Source organism: Brenneria goodwinii (assembly GCF_002291445.1).
In the GTDB taxonomy this organism is placed as follows: domain Bacteria; phylum Pseudomonadota; class Gammaproteobacteria; order Enterobacterales; family Enterobacteriaceae; genus Brenneria; species Brenneria goodwinii.
The window spans coordinates 2382494-2399755 of the sequence record NZ_CP014137.1; the positions used below are offsets into that span (position 1 = coordinate 2382494).

Annotated in this window: 11 protein-coding genes; 3 read left to right on the plus strand and 8 right to left on the minus strand. The window is 50.4% G+C overall.

The annotated features are described in order from the left end of the window. Nucleotides 1-326: 326 nt before the first annotated feature. Entirely contained in the window at nucleotides 327-1829 is a 1503-nt protein-coding gene (gene proP / locus ACN28R_RS10700) for a glycine betaine/L-proline transporter ProP (protein ID WP_048639438.1), read from the minus strand. 792 nt (nucleotides 1830-2621) lie between these two features. After that, a complete protein-coding gene (fusA, locus tag ACN28R_RS10705) occupies nucleotides 2622-4724 on the minus strand; it encodes an elongation factor G (protein WP_048639439.1) in 2103 nt (700 codons plus the stop codon). Between the two features lie 568 nt (nucleotides 4725-5292). Between fusA and ACN28R_RS10710 the strand changes: the two genes are divergently transcribed. After that, nucleotides 5293-6837 (plus strand): carboxylesterase/lipase family protein, encoded by a 1545-nt coding sequence (locus ACN28R_RS10710; RefSeq protein ID WP_095834384.1) that lies wholly within the window; start codon nucleotides 5293-5295, stop codon nucleotides 6835-6837. Nucleotides 6838-7058: 221 nt separating this feature from the next. On the opposite strand, the gene ygjG is transcribed toward ACN28R_RS10710, so the two are convergent. The 3 genes from ygjG to ACN28R_RS10725 form a co-directional block, all read right to left on the minus strand. Next, nucleotides 7059-8465 (minus strand): putrescine aminotransferase, encoded by a 1407-nt coding sequence (gene ygjG / locus ACN28R_RS10715; RefSeq protein ID WP_183092161.1) that lies wholly within the window; start codon nucleotides 8463-8465, stop codon nucleotides 7059-7061. A gap of 365 nt (nucleotides 8466-8830) precedes the next feature. Beyond that, complete coding sequence (gene patD, locus ACN28R_RS10720; RefSeq protein WP_048639443.1) at nucleotides 8831-10255, minus strand: aminobutyraldehyde dehydrogenase; 1425 nt, start codon at nucleotides 10253-10255, stop codon at nucleotides 8831-8833. Nucleotides 10256-10429: 174 nt separating this feature from the next. Further along, the gene (locus tag ACN28R_RS10725; protein WP_183092162.1) at nucleotides 10430-10588 is read right to left on the minus strand and encodes a hypothetical protein; all 159 of its coding nucleotides are present in this window, start codon (nucleotides 10586-10588) and stop codon (nucleotides 10430-10432) included. A gap of 888 nt (nucleotides 10589-11476) precedes the next feature. Here ACN28R_RS10725 and ACN28R_RS10730 point away from each other — a divergent pair. Further along, a complete protein-coding gene (locus ACN28R_RS10730) occupies nucleotides 11477-12817 on the plus strand; it encodes an anaerobic C4-dicarboxylate transporter (protein WP_048640002.1) in 1341 nt (446 codons plus the stop codon). A gap of 64 nt (nucleotides 12818-12881) precedes the next feature. On the opposite strand, the gene cuyB is transcribed toward ACN28R_RS10730, so the two are convergent. From cuyB to ACN28R_RS10745, 3 genes are all read right to left on the minus strand, one after another. Beyond that, nucleotides 12882-13622 (minus strand): cysteate racemase, encoded by a 741-nt coding sequence (cuyB, locus tag ACN28R_RS10735; RefSeq protein ID WP_095834386.1) that lies wholly within the window; start codon nucleotides 13620-13622, stop codon nucleotides 12882-12884. Beyond that, complete coding sequence (gene cuyA, locus ACN28R_RS10740; RefSeq protein ID WP_095834387.1) at nucleotides 13622-14632, minus strand: D-cysteate sulfo-lyase; 1011 nt, start codon at nucleotides 14630-14632, stop codon at nucleotides 13622-13624. Before cuyA ends, cuyB begins: the two co-directional genes overlap by 1 nt. 190 nt (nucleotides 14633-14822) lie before the next feature. Next, nucleotides 14823-15842: a malate/lactate/ureidoglycolate dehydrogenase gene (locus ACN28R_RS10745; protein WP_095834388.1), complete on the minus strand. Its 1020-nt coding sequence runs from the start codon at nucleotides 15840-15842 to the stop codon at nucleotides 14823-14825. 322 nt (nucleotides 15843-16164) lie between these two features. Between ACN28R_RS10745 and ACN28R_RS10750 the strand changes: the two genes are divergently transcribed. Then, nucleotides 16165-17184, plus strand: a complete 1020-nt coding sequence (locus ACN28R_RS10750; protein ID WP_095834389.1) for an ABC transporter substrate-binding protein — start codon at nucleotides 16165-16167, stop codon at nucleotides 17182-17184. Nucleotides 17185-17262 lie beyond the last annotated feature (78 nt).

Sequence of the window (17262 nt, forward strand, 5' to 3'; positions counted from 1 at the left end):
TAAAGGCTGCTATTCGGCCTTTGGTCATAAACCGTTGCCTGCAAGACAGCATGTATTGCGTCAGCCAATAAGCAATGATGATGTTTTCCGCCGCCGTGTTATGCCTCATTGTCATTTCCGGCGGCGCGATAACGTTTTTAAGCACTAAAGATAGGCGATCTATGGCTTTTTGAGAAAAAATGATGGTTGCTGACGGATAAAGTCAAAAAGACGGGCGTAAATAGATTCCCATTGGGGAGGGATCCATTGATACGCGGAAACCGGCCCCTTAGGCTTACCGGCAGCCATACAGCCAGCGCAGAGGGGCCGTTTAAATCATTAAGGCACTAATTTATTTCAGGGTGCTGATCAATCAGTGTTCTTCTTTTCTTCTGCAATTCGGCGATCTGCTCGTCAATATCTTCTATTTTCTGTTCAATATTATCGTGATGCTCCTGCAGCAGCTCTTTCGCTTCAGCCCGGTCGGATGCCGCAGGCGTGGCGCCTTTCAGCGGTTGGTTGGCCGTTTCTTTCATCAAGAGACCCGTGACCAGACCAATAATGGAAATCACCATCAAATAATAGGCCGGCATATAGAGATTCTTGGTTGATTCCACCAGCCATGCCGCCGCCGTGGGGGTGAAACCGGCAATCAGAATGGAGATGTTGAATGAAAGCGCCAGCGCGCTGTAACGGATATGCGTGGGGAACATAGCCGGCAAAATAGATGCCATAACGCCGGTAAAAGAGTTAAGCAATACGGCCAGAATCAACAGCCCGCAGAAAATCAGACCAATCACGTCGCTGTTAATCAGCATGAAGCTCGGGATGGCTAAAACAAACAATCCAATACTGCCGCAGACGATAAACGGCTTACGGCCAAAGCGGTCGCTCATTAATCCCATTACCGGCTGTACAAACAACATACCGATCATCACCGCGATAATAATCATTACGCCATGGTCTTCGGAATAATGAAGACTGTGTGACAGATAGCTCGGCATATACGTCAGTAACATGTAATAAGTGACGTTGGTGACAATCACGATACCGACACAGAGCAACAAATTTTTCCACTGGGTAGAGGCAATCTGACGAAAAGAGGTCTTTGGCGCTGTCTGTAAGCTGTCCTTCGACTCTTTATCGATAGCATCAAAATGCTGTTGAAAAGCGGGGGTTTCCTCCAGCGCATGGCGCAGATAGATACCAATCAGCCCCAAAGGACCGGCGATAAAGAACGGGATACGCCATCCCCACTCTAGGAAATCGGCTTCGCCGACAATGGATGAGATCAACACCACCACGCCCGCGCCTAAGACAAAGCCGGCGATCGAACCGAAATCAAGCCAACTGCCTAAAAATCCACGTTTCCTGTCCGGCGAATATTCAGCGACAAATATCGCGGCGCCGGTATACTCGCCGCCGACGGAAAATCCCTGAGCCAATTTTGCAATCAGCAATAAGATTGGCGCCCAGATGCCAATTGATGCATACGACGGTATCAACCCGATACAGAATGTGCTGACCGCCATGATAATAATGGTAATTGACAATACTTTTTGGCGACCAAATTTATCACCCATGGCCCCAAAGAATATTCCTCCCAGCGGCCTGACGAGAAAAGGAACAGAAAACGTTGCCAGCGCCGCGATCATTTGCACGCCAGGATCGGCCCCGGGGAAAAACACCCGACCAAGCGCGTAAGCAACGAAACCATATACGCCAAAATCAAACCACTCCATGGCATTACCCAACGCCGCCGCCGTAATCGCCTTCTTCAGCTTGGCGTCATCAATGATGGTAATATCCTGTATTTTCATTGGCTTCATTCGTTTCTTTCTTAATACCATTTATGACTTCCTCTGTTTAAAAAATAACCGCTCATAAAATGGTATATATAAGCCGTCATAGTACCCGGCATTGATTATAGAGTATTTTAAGAAAGGAATCGCTTTACGCTTAATAAGTAAACAACTACAGGCGATAATGGGTCACATTTTGTTTCTCTAGTATATTAAAAGCGAGCTAATTATAAATCAAAGATCATACAGAACAAGATTGACGGTAAGTGGATTCGACGGCTCGGCATAGCCGCAATTTACCGGCGTGATCGTTTATTATCCCATGATCCATATAGTGTGGCGCACTAACTGTCTGAAAAAACTATATATCTTGTAAGCGAGAATCTGGCTGGCGGATGGCAAACGTTGCGGCAATGAACTGCACTTAAGATTGATCTTATAATATGCGCAGCATATTTAATTATTTATTACTCGACGCATCTATCTCAATAGGCGCTTATTCCAGCCAATAACAAATCGTTTATACTCGAATTCTATTAGATACATAATAACTTCCATTATTTCTTTTCATACAAAAATTCACTTAACATTCTTATTATTGGCATAATTAATACATAATGATAATACGTACCGACAATCGAAGAATACGCCTATATACTCCGATACCAGACCTTACGGCAACCATCCGTCGTCAGCCGCTTGATCTGTATTCACAGATTGAAGTTAGGTTCCCACAGAGAAACCTTTCTCCGTGGGAACCGGGGATTCGTCGCTCAAGACGCAGCGGGGTTATTGTCCATTACGGCTTTCTATCAGGCAAAGCCAGATAATCTATACGCCTTAACGTGAACCACGCGCGGCAATGATCTCATCCATTACATTGCGCGGCGCTTCCACATAGTGTTTGAACTCCATGGTGTAGGTTGCCCGCCCCTGGGACATCGAGCGCAATGCGGTGGAATAGCCGAACATTTCGGACAGCGGCACCTCGGCGCGGATAATCCGTCCGGCGATCATCTCTTCCATGCCTTGTACCAGACCGCGGCGAGAAGATAAGTCGCCCATCACGCTGCCGGCATACTCTTCCGGCGTTTCAACTTCCACTTTCATGACCGGTTCCAGGATCACCGGATTGGCGCGCTTGATCGCCGCACGGAAGCCCATAATCGCCGCCATCTTGAACGCCATTTCCGAGGAGTCCACCTCATGGTAGGAACCAAAGGTCAGCGTTACTTTAATATCGACAATCGGATATCCCGCCAATACGCCGGTCATCATCGCTTCGCGCACGCCCTTTTCCACCGACGGAATAAATTCTCGCGGCACCACTCCGCCTTTGGTGGCATCCTCAAACGCAAAACCTTTACCGGCTTCCTGCGGCTCGACCGTCAGCACCACATGACCATACTGGCCTTTACCGCCGGACTGGCGGACAAACTTCCCTTCCACATCCGTCACCTTGCTGCGTATCGTTTCACGATAAGTGACCTGCGGCCTGCCGATATTGGCCGCCACGCCGAACTCACGTTTCATACGATCGACGATGATTTCCAGATGCAGTTCGCCCATGCCGGAAATGATGGTCTGACCGGATTCTTCATCGGTTCTGAGGCGGAACGAGGGATCTTCCGACGCCAGACGTTGCAGTGCAATGCCCATTTTTTCCTGATCGGCTTTGGTTTTCGGCTCGATCGCCAGCGAAATCACCGGCTCAGGGAACTCCATGCGCTCCAGCGTCAATACGGCATCCGGATCGCACAGGGTTTCCCCGGTGGTCACTTCCTTCAGACCGACGCAGGCGGCGATATCTCCGGCTCGGATCTCATCCACTTCATGACGCGCGTTGGCATGCATCTGGACGATGCGCCCGATGCGCTCTTTTTTACCCTTCACCGGGTTATACACGCTGTCGCCTTTTTTCAGCACGCCCGAATAGACGCGGATGAAGGTCAACTGGCCGACATAGGGATCGGTCATCAGTTTGAACGCCAGCGCCGAGAACTTGTCGTTGTCATCGGCATGACGCACCACCGTCTTGCCTTTTTCATCAATCCCGCTGACCGGAGGGATATCCAGCGGTGACGGCATCAGTTCGATGATGGCGTCCAGCATGCGCTGTACCCCTTTATTTTTAAACGCGCTGCCGCACAGCATCGGTTGAATTTCACCGGCAATGGTGCGGGTGCGCAGGCCCAGGGTAATTTCCTCTTCGCTCAGCGCCACGCCGTCCAGATATTTGGTCATCAGCTCATCGGAAGCCTCTGCCGCCGCCGTGACCATTTTCTCCCGCCATTCCCGGGCGGTTGCCAGTAAATCTTCCGGGATCGCCTCATAGCTGAAGAGCATGCCTTGCGAGGCTTCATCCCAGATAATGGCGCGCATCTTGATCAGATCGACCACGCCGGTGAAGTGCTCTTCGCTGCCGATCGGAATAACAATCGGCACCGGATTGGCCTTCAGCCGGTCAATCATCATCTGATAAACACGGAAATAGTTGGCGCCGGGGCGATCCATTTTGTTAACGAACGCCAATCGCGGCACATGATATTTATTGGCCTGCCGCCATACCGTCTCCGACTGCGGCTGCACGCCGCCGACAGAGTCGTATACCATCACCGCGCCATCCAGCACGCGCATCGAGCGTTCGACTTCAATAGTGAAGTCCACGTGTCCGGGCGTGTCGATAATATTGATTCGATGCTGGGGATAACGGTGGTCCATGCCCTGCCAAAAACAGGTAACCGCCGCAGACGTAATGGTAATGCCGCGCTCTTGTTCCTGCGCCATCCAGTCTGTCGTCGCCGCGCCATCGTGTACTTCGCCCATCTTGTGACTCACCCCGGTATAAAACAGGATACGTTCCGTGGTGGTGGTTTTCCCGGCATCAATGTGGGCGGAAATACCAATATTACGATAGCGTTCAATGGGGGTTGTGCGTGCCATATAACATCCTTAATTAGCTAAACTAATTCTGGGCTGGCAGTTAACTGTCTGCGGCAGAACTCGATATTGATTATCGATAAACAATATAGTCCTATTGTACGGGTATATGCGAACTATTTGTGTGATAGATTAACATTTCCTACCACCATGCCTTCCGGAAGGAATCGCCTCCCTTCTGATGATTATTGCCGCTCAGGGAATTTTTGCCGTAAGAAGACGCTTATTATGCGCACGCGGCCCAGTCAACTCTCCTCCTCTTATCCAGTGTTGAAATCGAGATTTCGCTAATGCCAGGCACACTGCGCCTTTTTACCGGCGACGAGAAAGATGAAGGGTGTATCACATATACCGATCGCGAGTATTGTCATCCCCATACTGGCCCTCTATAAAATAGGTTTACAGGGCGTGACTGAACAACTAAAGGCGAACCTGTCATGCACGGTCATAGAGATCGTGCATGACAGGTTTTTTTTTGCGTTGAGCGCCGCCTGACGCCACTTTTCAGGCCGTATCGGGAGGAATTTCTCCCCGAACTTTTTTATTTTTTGGCATTAAGAGGGACAAACCGATGAATAAATCACTAGCCGCCGGACTGATGATCATCCTATCTTCAGCCAGCTATTCTGCTTTTGCCAACGGACCGGAAATCACGCTGGACAGCGGGCGTATCGCCGGAACGACGATTCAAGACGTGGATGTTTTCAAAGGCATTCCTTTTGCCTCTCCCCCGGTGGGAGAACTGCGCTGGCAGCCGCCGCAGCCGGTACAGCACTGGACAGACGTACGGCCGGCGTTGGAATACGGTAAAGATTGTATGCAGGAGCCGTTCCCCGGCGACGCCGCGCCGCTCGGTGTCGGGTTCAGCGAGGATTGCCTGACCGTCAACGTCTGGCGTCCGGCTAATGCAAACGGGCCGCTGCCGGTCATGGTGTGGATCTATGGCGGCGGTTTCGTCAACGGCGGGTCATCACCCGGCGTCTATTCCGGTGAAGAATTTGCCCGTCAGGGCGTGGTGTTTGTCAGCTTTAACTACCGCGTCGGCCGTTTTGGTTTCTTTGCTCACCCCGCCTTGGCGGACCAGCCGCTGCGCGGTAATTACGGATTGATGGATCAGATCGCGGCGCTGCAATGGGTACAAAAAAATATTGCCGCCTTCCAGGGCGATGCGCAAAATGTCACGTTGTTCGGTGAGTCCGCCGGCGGATTTTCCGTCGGCTCGATGCTCACCACCGACTTAGCCAAAGGCTTGTTTCAAAAAGCCATTATTCAATCCGGTTCCGGCCGGCAAAATATGGTGCCGAAACAAGACTGGCAGCAGGCGGAACAAGCCGGACTAACCTTCGCCCAATCAAACGGCATCAGCGGGAAAGATGAAAAAGCGCTGGAAGCCTTACGCCAAATCCCGGCCGATAAAATCGTCAATGGCTTGAATATGGCGACGATGTCGTCGTCGGCTTACTCCGGCCCGATGATTGATGGCAAAGTAATTACCGGGGAACCGCAAGATCTATATCGTCAGGGCGCCTTCCAGCACGTGCCTTTAATGATTGGCGCAACCGATGCCGATATCGGATTTCCAGCCGAAGTCACGACGCTGGATGAAGCCGTTGCCGTTTTCGCCGATGCCGATCGTCAAAAAGCCAAACTAGCCTATCAGGGCATGTCGCCCCAGGCCGCCGCCCTGGCGATCGCCAGTGATGCTTTTATGGTTGAGCCCGCCCGTTTCGTCGCACACATCTGGGATAAGGCGGGAGTTCCCGTTTGGCAATACCGTTTTGGCTATGTGGCGGAAAGTATGCGCGACCAGTGGCCGGCAGCCGTACATGCCAGCGAGATCCCTTACGTATTTAACACGCTGAACGCGCGTTATGCGGATAAGGTCACGGTCAAGGATCAGGCGGTAGCCCGGCAAACGCATCAGTACTGGGTTAACTTTGCCCGAACCGGTCAGCCAGGCGCCGCAGATCTACCGCAATGGAATCGCTATAGCCTGCAAAAAGACAACATTCTGATCATTCCGGCCAGCGGCGCGGAACAGACCAAAGAGCAAACCGATCCGTGGAAAACCCGTCTGGATTTGGTGGAAAAACTGGCGGAGCAGCACACTCATTAATGTTATAAGCGCCGTTTCTGATTGCACCAGCGGTCAGTGAACGCTGAGTCCGGTATTCTGCCGGGCTCAGCGCTTTTGGTTTCAATACCGGACAGGCGGGAGCATAAATTTCATCAGTCTGAATGCGTTACCGCTCTGCGCAATAAAAAAACCAGACGGCGTTAGCCGACTGGCTTTCAGAATAGCGTAGAGAAAATGCTGTATGTCGGTATCGCGCTGTCTTACTCGACGGCGTATTCCTTCATTCTATTTTCTTCCGTCACCATACCCTTGAGCTTTTTTAACACCTCGCCAGCTTCCTTCAGCACTCGGGCGCATTGCTCGTGAGTGATGGTAAGCGGCGGCTCAATCCGAACTGATTTGGAGTTATTCAACGTACCCGCGACCAGAATATTGCGATGGAAAAGCTCTTTCGCAAACGTGTAGCCAATCTCGTTTTTCTTAAACTCGATGGCTTGCAACAGACCGAGACCGCGAACTTCAGAAATCAACTCCGGATAGCCGGCAGCAAGTTTCTTCAACCCACTCAGTAAGAAAGCGCCCTTCTGTTCAGCCTGTTCCGGTAGTTTTTCGGTCAGCAAAACATTGATGGTCGCCAACGCGGCCGAACAAGCCAGCGGGTTGCCGCCAAACGTCGTAGTGTGCAGGAACGGATTCTCAAACAGCACGGAGAACACTTCTTCCGTCGCCACCGTTGCGCCGATAGGCATCACTCCGCCACCCAAGGCTTTCGCCAGGCAGATAATATCGGGCTGAACGCCATAATGCTCACAGGCAAACATCTTGCCCGTGCGACCCATGCCGGTCTGAACTTCATCCAGAATCAGCAATGCCCCAACCTCATCACATAATGCTCTGACTGCAGGCAAGTAATTATCCGGTGGTAAAATTACGCCGCCTTCTCCCTGAATAGGTTCAAGGATAATGGCAGCTACGTCATCTCCGGTCTTCTGGCATTGATGAACCTGCTTCCTGATAGCGTTGATATCACCAAAAGGGACATGGTGAAAACCAGGAACTAAAGGCATGAAAGGGCGGCGGAACTCAGCTTTTGCGGTGGCGGATAACGCGCCAAGCGACTTACCGTGAAACGCGCCCGAAGCGGCGATAAAAGTATATTTGCCACGTTTGGACTGATAAGCTTTGGCCAGTTTCAGCGCCGCTTCAACTGATTCCGTTCCGCTGTTGCTAAAGAAACTATATTTAAGATTGCCCGGCGTTAATGCCGCCAGCGTTTTTGCCAGCATCGCCCGCAGGGGATCAAGCAGTTCCTGACTATGCAGAGGTTGCTTGGCAAGTTGCTGCTCTACCGCAGCGATAACAGTGGGATTACGGTGACCGACGCTGAAGATACCGAAGCCGCCCAGGCAGTCCAGGTATTCATTTCCCAAGGTATCGACCAACGTATTCGGGCTACTGGCGCGCCATTCCACTGCGCCATATTCACCCCCGGAAGTGACAGATTTTCTGTATTCAAGAAAACCCGGGTTAACGTATTCACGAAAGGAAGTTAGAACATCTTTGTTTAATGCAGCCACTTCATCAGTGGTCAATTTCTCGCTTTTAATCCAATGCAATGCCTGCTGAGTACACTCTAGCGGGTTGACGTTTGACTTTGATCTGGACAAAATGCGCTCCTTGAAAACTGATATCACATGATATCAATCTAATTAATGCACATAACACGCCAGTTGACTGCCACAAAAAGCAATAAAAGATTAAAATCTACCAGGGCATATAAAACCGAAATAAAAAGAAAAATAAAACTTTATGCCCAGAATTAAAAACTGATACAAGCGCCTGTTTTAGAAAAAAGACGATAAAAACCCGCCCAATTGCACCACCATAAAGCAATCAGCCCCACTTTAGTGCAATCAAACCATAGAAATGCGACGTTACGACGAAGCGAATATGATCGGTTGGAAAATCGCCATCCCACATTACCCCAGTAAAAACAAAGGTAATGTGGAGTTATACGCTCAGGAGAGGAGGATTAATGACGGATCATGATGTGGCGGACAAGGGTGTAATCTTCCAGGCCGTATATCGACATATCCTTGCCGTAACCGGAAAGTTTCTGTCCGCCGTGCGGCATTTCACTCACCAGCATAAAGTGAGTATTCACCCAGGTGCAGCCGTATTGCAGAGAGGCGGCCAAACGATGCGCCCGGCCGATATCTTTCGTCCAGACTGACGACGCCAGCCCGTAGTTGGAATCATTGGCCCAACCGACCACCTGTTCTTCATCATCAAAAAGCGTGATGGAAACGACCGGACCAAAAACTTCTTTCTGTACAATGTCATCTTCCTGACGCGCGCCCGCCAACACGGTGGGCAGGAAATAATACCCTTTCCCCTCTCTCCGTTCGCCGCCTGTCACCACGGTGATATGCGGCAACGCTTTGGCTCGCTCAACAAAACCAGCAACCCTTTCCAACTGCGCTTCGGTAATCAGCGGCCCCAGTTCGGTGCTTTCAGCCAGCGGATCGCCCATGTTCAACGTAGACACGGCTTTACCCAACTCAGCCACAACCCGTTCATAGACGCCTCGCTGTACATAAAGGCGGCAGGCCGCCGTACAGTCCTGACCGGCGTTATAGAAACCAAAGCTGCGAATGCCGTCAACAACCTGCTCGATATCCGCGTCATCAAAGACAATAACCGGCGCTTTGCCGCCCAGCTCCATGTGCGTACGTTTCACGCTGGGCGCGGTATTGGAAATAATGTTTACGCCAGTGGCTATCGAACCCGTCAGGGAAACCATTCGTACCTTTTCATGCCCGGTTAGCGCATTACCCACATCGGCGCCGCGTCCAAACAGGATATTCAGCACGCCGGCAGGCAGAATATCCGCCAGCAGATGGGCTAAATAAAAGGTGGTCAGGGGCGTTTGTTCCGCCGGTTTCAGCACCACGCAGTTGCCTGCGGCCAGCGCCGGCGCCAGCTTCCAGGACACCATCATCAGCGGGTAGTTCCATGGGGCGATAGACGCCACCACGCCCACCGGATCGCGCCGAATCATTGAGGTATGCCCTTCAAGGTATTCGCCCGCCGCCGAACCGTTCAGACAACGCGCCGCGCCGGCGAAAAACCGGAATACATCGGCAACGGCCGGGATTTCATCATTCAACACCGCATGATAGGGTTTGCCGCAGTTAAGGGACTCCAGCCGGGCAAACTCCTCAGCGTGTTCCTCAATCACATCGGCGATTTGTAATAGATAAGTAGAGCGCGTTTTGGGCGTGGTTTTCCCCCATTGCGCAAATGCCGCATCCGCCGCCGTCACGGCGGCATCGACCTGCTGCAGGTCGGCCTGCGCTATCAATGCGATTTGCTCTCCGCTTGCAGGATTAAAAACCGCCAGAGCCTCACCCTGACCTGCGACTTGTTTACCATCTATGAGCAATTTATCGTGCATAACGCTTCCCTTATAAACAGAAAATCAGTGGTTTTTACTACTTACTGGTTCTTCACTTATAAAAGACACGTGCAAAATATCTGCCACTTTTTCGGCCGGATAAAAGGACGGCAGACCATAGTGGATATCACACCCCTGCCTGTACCCATTCCGTTATCCGGCCGGGCAGCGTAACTAACGCTTCCTGGCGGCGGCTTCTTGCGATTCAATGACCGCCTTTTTGGCTTCCTCCGCCAACTCGGCCACTTCTTCTTCGGTCAGCTTGTCAGCGGCTTCGCGCATCTTCGCAAGCCCTTCGCTGACGGTAACATCTTTGGGATCGGATTTAGCCATGTCGGTCTCCTGAACATGAAAATAGAAAGTCAGATAAGTGTAGTCGATCGCGGCATTGATCAGCTACGCTACAATACAGGTACGTGACAGGTGCGTGGAGTGACGACGCGTTGCGCCAGCCGACCGATTATTTTCTGCATGCCTGAGCCAATATTATCTAAACTCAATAAACTCCGAGTCGGCTTTACGCCATTCATTGGGAACATTCGCCCTCTGCGTTTTTTCAACTGCCGCTTGATCGCATTTTATAACTTATTAGATATATAGGAATATTATTTTAATAACTTATGAAACTATACGATATGCAACGCTATTTTTTGCAAAAAAACGAATACCGGCCTATCTCCGGCATCATTAGATAAAAAACAATCACGAAAAATCAGTTATTATCATTTATTGGAATATTGAAATTACATGATAATTGACATTTATCTTCAATAAGTACACCTATAAAAAACAAAAATATTTATCCATAAAAATCATAACAATAAAAAACCGCAATCATTGATATTTGATTGACCTCACATAATTAATGGTTTTTTTTGCAAAAAATAACACCTAGGAAATCCAAAATTAAAACCAATCAACAACAAAAATAGAACAATGGGGTGATAGGCGTGCAATATTTTATGTTATTGATTAACTCGAGTATCCATCATTAATTTTTAATTCATATTAAAAAACTAATTTTACACTTAAAAAACTAAAAAAACCATAAAGAAATAATTATTGAGAGCTAGCTCTTTTATTTGATACAAAAGTAAGAAACATAAAAAATAATAGACTTGGATCAAAAAAATAAATAACCAGTAATCCATATAGTACCCGTGATGAGGGTAAGGCAACCTATTAATCAACCCGTCATTTTGAGCAATGGGGTATATATATATGGATTTTATAATTCAGTTAGTCATTGTCCTAATCTGTCTTTTCTACGGTGCTAGAAAAGGCGGTATCGCACTGGGGTTATTAGGCGGTATAGGGCTCGTCATTCTGGTGTTCGTCTTCAAGCTCCAACCAGGCAGACCACCGGTTGATGTTATGCTGGTGATCATTGCCGTAGTGGCAGCATCAGCAACGCTTCAGGCCTCAGGGGGTCTGGATGTAATGTTACAGATTGCAGAACGTCTGCTGCGCCGTAATCCCAAATATGTATCGATTATTGCGCCGTTCGTCACCTGTATTCTGACCATTCTGTGCGGTACCGGCCATGTGGTTTATACCATTCTGCCGATTATTTATGATGTCGCCATCAAAAATAATATCCGTCCGGAAAGACCCATGGCCGCCAGTTCCATCGGGGCGCAAATGGGGGTTATCGCCAGCCCGGTATCCGTCGCCGTGGTTTCTCTGGTTGCGATGCTGGGGAACTTTACGTTCCATGGCAAACATCTGGAGTTCCTCGACTTACTGTCGATTACCATTCCGTCTACTCTGCTTGGTATTCTGGCGATAGGGATCTTCAGTTGGTTCCGGGGTAAAGATTTAGATAAAGATCCTGAATTCCAGAAATTTATCTCAGTCCCTGAAAACAAGCATTACGTTTATGGCGACACCGCCACATTGCTGGACAAAAAACTGCCGGGAAGCTATTGGCTTGCCATGTGGATTTTTTTGGCCGCTATTGCCGCAGTTGCAACGCTGGGCGCGGTAGATGAATTACGTCCGTCATTTGATGGCAAGCCCCTGTCCATGGTGCTGGTTATCCAAATGTTTATGCTGTTGTCGGGCGCGATCATCATCATGGTCACCAAAACTAATCCGGCTTCTATCTCCAAGAACGAGGTGTTCCGGTCAGGGATGATTGCCATCGTCGCCGTTTATGGGATTGCCTGGATGGCGGAAACCATGTTCGGTGCGCATCTGGAACAGATTAAAGCTACGCTGGGTACGCTGGTGAAAGAATATCCGTGGGCTTACGCCGTTATTCTTCTGCTGGTTTCCAAATTTGTTAACTCACAGGCCGCAGCACTGGCCGCGATTGTGCCCGTTGCCTTGGCTATCGGCGTTAATCCGGCGTATATCGTTGCTTCTGCGCCAGCCTGTTACGGTTACTATATTCTGCCGACCTATCCAAGTGACTTGGCGGCAATCCAGTTTGACCGCTCAGGAACCACGAAGATTGGCCGTTTCGTGATTAACCACAGCTTCATTTTTCCGGGTTTGATCGGGGTCGGGACATCCTGCGTCTTTGGTTGGGTGTTTGCGGCTATGTATGGATTCTTATAACAGCTAAGTTTGTGCAGCCCTGTAGAAAGCCGTCCGGCATAACCGGACGGCTTTTTATTTTGATCTACGCGTTATCTGAACGTTGCCATTCCTGAACACAGGCCTGGGCCAAAGCCCGGGTCGCATCGAAACTGATATCCAAATAAGGCGAATTAACCGCCGTTAACGCTGGCGGCACTTCGGTACAGGCCAGAACCAGCCACTGCGCGCCACGATCAACCAACCGTTGGGCAAGCCGATCAAGCAAAAGACCGCCCTGATGCAGCTCGCCGCGCTTTACCGCATAGCAACCCGGAACAAAAAACGTCGTCATTTCCTGTTCATCCGGCACCAGCGTTTCCACCCCCAGTGCGGCAAACCGCTGCTGATACCAGCCGGCGGCGAGCGTGCCGTGCGTGGCGATCAATCCAATCGTCTGCAGTTCCGTTCCCTGGTTTTTCACCACCGACTTCACGCATGCCAGTGTCGCATCGGCAATGTGAATCAGCGGGGCGGCGCTTGCCGCCGCCAAATCATCAAACCAGTGATGCGCGGTGTTACAGGGAATGACGATATGACTGACGGAAAGACGATTCAATTGGCTAACGGCGGCCAGCAACGCAGGCAGCGGCGACTCGCCCGTTCCGGCCAACGCCCGCTGACGATCGGGGATCTGCGGCACATTCCAGGCCACCACCGGCACATGATCCTGATCGCGGGCAGCCGGCGTTTCCTCAATAATTTTTTGCAACAGATCAACCGTCGCCAGCGGCCCCATGCCGCCCAATACCCCGATCAGCATCACTTTTTCCCGTTGAGCGCTCATCAGAGATCGGATTGCTCAAAGAGTTGACGATAGCCAAACAGCCCGGCAGAGCCGCCGGTATGAATAAAGACCACGTTCTCATCACGGCTGAAATGTCCTTTGCGAATCAGATCGATCAGCCCCGCCATCCCTTTACCGGAGTAGACCGGGTCAAGCAAAACCCCTTCCAATCGCGCCAGCAATGTCAGAGCTTCTAACGTTCCCTCGGTCGGAATGCCATAACCTTTCCCCACGTAATCGCTATTTACCTTCACCGCCTGACGGGGAACTTCACCGGCAATGCCCAGCAATTGCCAGGTTCGCTGAGCCAGCGCATACACATTCTCTTCTTGCTTCTCCCGCGGCGCTCTCACGCTGATCCCCAGCAACGGAATCTGGCTGTTGGTGGCGGTTAATCCCGTGACCAGGCCGGCCTGCGTACCGGTGCTGCCGGTCGCATGAACAATATGGTCGATGCGTAAACGCTGCTGACTGGACTGAAACAGCAATTCTTCAGCACAGGCGACATAACCCAGCGCGCCGACGGGACTGGAGCCACCGCCGGGAATGACATACGGTTTGGCCCCCTGCTCACGCAAGGTATCCGCCAGATCTTCCATCGCCTGCTGCATATCCGTGCCTGCCGGCAGATGATCGACGATTTCGCCTCCCAGCAGGTTATCCAGCAAAATATTGCCGGAGCGCTGATAGTCTTCGCCGTAGTCGGTTACACGTTTTTCCAGCAAAATTTTTGTTTTTAGCCCCAGTTTTGACGCCGCGGCAATAGTTTGGCGAACATGGTTAGACTGCGTGGCGCCCTGAGTGATAATGACGTCAGCCCCCTGCTGCAAGGCATCGGCCAGCAAAAATTCCAGCTTCCGGGTTTTATTGCCGCCGGTCGCCAGCCCCGTTGCATCATCGCGCTTGATATAAATAGTGGGGCCGCCCAGATATTTGGTCAGCGCCGGCAAGGCCTCCAGCGGAGTCGGAAAATGCCCCAACGTCAGCCGGGGGAAACGGGCAAGATGCATGAAACACTCCTTTAAATAAGATCAAATAACCGATTTGGATGATTGCAGGGGAAGATAATGAAGCCACCACGCCTGCAACTTGAAAGATGACGGGATAAAAATGACGAAATCAATATGCCATGTATTTTCTTCGCTGTTAAATAATTACACATACACCGCTTAAATAACGTCACTGTTCATTTATGTTGGCTCAGGCCACTTGTTTATTTAAATCAAGTAATTGCTGCCAACTGGTATCATCAACATAAATACCGTTTTCAAGACGCTGCCGGTATTTTTGTTTTTCCGGTTCGCCCGGCAATAATAATTCTCCGTCATCGCGTGACTGACGGATCCAGGCTAATAAGGCAGGAATTTCCTGCTGATAAGTTTCAGCGCCGCCTAACTTTTGCGGGTCAATCAGAATGGACAGCATGCTGTTAATAATCTGTTTCTTTTCCCCGTTGACCGTGCGCTCCGTTCGGCCGCCGGTCAACGCGGCGCCCAGCAACGAGCAGATCAGCGATAACCCCGCTCCTTTATGTTGACCAAACGGCAGTAATGCCCCCAGCGGTTGTTCCATCAGCCAACGCGGATCAATCGTCGGATTTCCCTGATTATCAACAATGCAGCCAGGAGGCAGCAGTTTACCTTCATTCCAGGCAATACGCGCTTTATTGCCGGCAATCACGCTGGTGGCGAAATCCAGAATCACCGGGTCGCTCCCCTCTACCGGCACTCCCACGCAGAAAGGATTGGTGCCGAAACGCGGCCGCTCCCCTTGCCACGGTAAAACCACCGTAGTATGCACATTGGCGAAATGCAGTGAAACCAACCCGGCATCCGCCGCCTGTTCAGCCCAGGCGCCAATCCGCCCCAGATGATGGGCGTCCGCCAGACTGACGACGGCAACGCCGTGTGATTGCGCGCGGGCAATGCCTTCCGCCAGCGCCTGCTGTGCAACCACCTGACCAAATCCCTGCTGGCCGTTAAAAGAAACCAGCGGGCCAAAATCCAGCGTTTTTTCCGCATTGGCATGCGGCGATAGTCCGCCTTCTCTGATGGCCGCGATATAACGGGGCAACATACTGACGCCATGCGAGTCATGTCCTTTCAGGCTCGACTCCACCAAATTATCCGCTACGATCTCCGCTACGCGGCTATCCACCTCGATATTCACTAATTGGGTACGCAGATAATCGCGTAAATAATAATGACTAAACACCGGCATAATTGTCTCTGAATCTTGATTAAATTATTTGAGTCACACTATAACGCCGCTGTTTTCATACCTAAATGAGAAATAAAGCTATCTATAGCAAATATTGTACTAACGCCGATATTGAATTGATATTCGAGAAGAAATAGAACATTAATTCTAAGTTATTCCAAAATGTGCTTTATTAAAAAATCCATAAAAAAATAGGATGCAACGAGGAGCGGCTTTAACGCCACCAATTTCATTTACATCAAGTTCTATTTATTTAACTTATTTAATCATTTTTGCATAGTTCGAATAAACATAACGTCTTGCAAAAAATAGAGAGCAGAAAATGGATAAGGTCGTAAAAAATAAACTATTCCGTCGGTTAACGATCGCGACGGCATTGTCATGCGCGTTAACCTCATTTAGCGCAGGCGCAGAGGGAAATATCAGCATCGCCCAACAGTTTGGTATCGGTTACCTGATTCTGGATGTCGTACGCGATCGGCATTTGATCGAAAAACAGGGAAAACAACAAGGTCTTGATATCAAAGTCGAGTGGAACACCCTCTCGGGAGCAACCGCCATCAATGAAGCGCTGCTATCCGGCGCGCTGGATGTCGCGTCGGCCGGCGTACCACCGATGCTGACAGTGTGGGACCGCACCCGCGGCCGCCAGAATGTCAAAGCCATTGCGTCGCTTGGCTCGATGCCCAACTACCTGCTGAGCAATAATCCGTCGGTTAAAACCATCGGCGATCTAACCGAAAAAGATCGCATTGCCGTCCCCGCCGCTGGCGTCGGTTACCAGTCACGCACGCTACAGATTGAAACCGCCAAGCTATATGGCGCAGAGGATTTTAAACGCTTTGATAAAATCAGCGTTAGCCTTCCCCATCCTGATGCCAGCGCCGCGCTGATTGCCGGCGGTTCTGAAATCAGCGCGCATTTTTCCAGCCCGCCATTTCAGTATCAGGCGCTGGAAAACAAGAACGTACATAAAATTCTCAGCTCTTACGATGTATTAGGCGGCCCGGCGACGTTCAATGTGTTGTACACCACCCAGAAGTTTCACGATGAGAATCCCAAAACCTATCGCGCTTTTTATGATGCGCTGGCGGAAGCCGCTGAAATTATTAAAGCCGATAAAGCCGCAGCGGCTGAAACCTATATCCGGGTGGAAAAATCACGTCTCGATCCCGCGCTGGTCAAACGCATCGTCGAAGATCCTGAAATCGACTTCACCATTACGCCCGAGCGCACCTATGTCTATGCCGAAAAATTACATCAGCTCGGCATATTGAAAAACAAAGCCGATTCATGGAAAGACTATTTCTTTAGTGAGATCCATGACCAACCGGGTAGCTGATGCTATCTGGGGATAATCGTCACGCTGACAGTTTATCAGCCGATTTCGTTAACCGTGTTTAACGTGCGCAGCGGACCA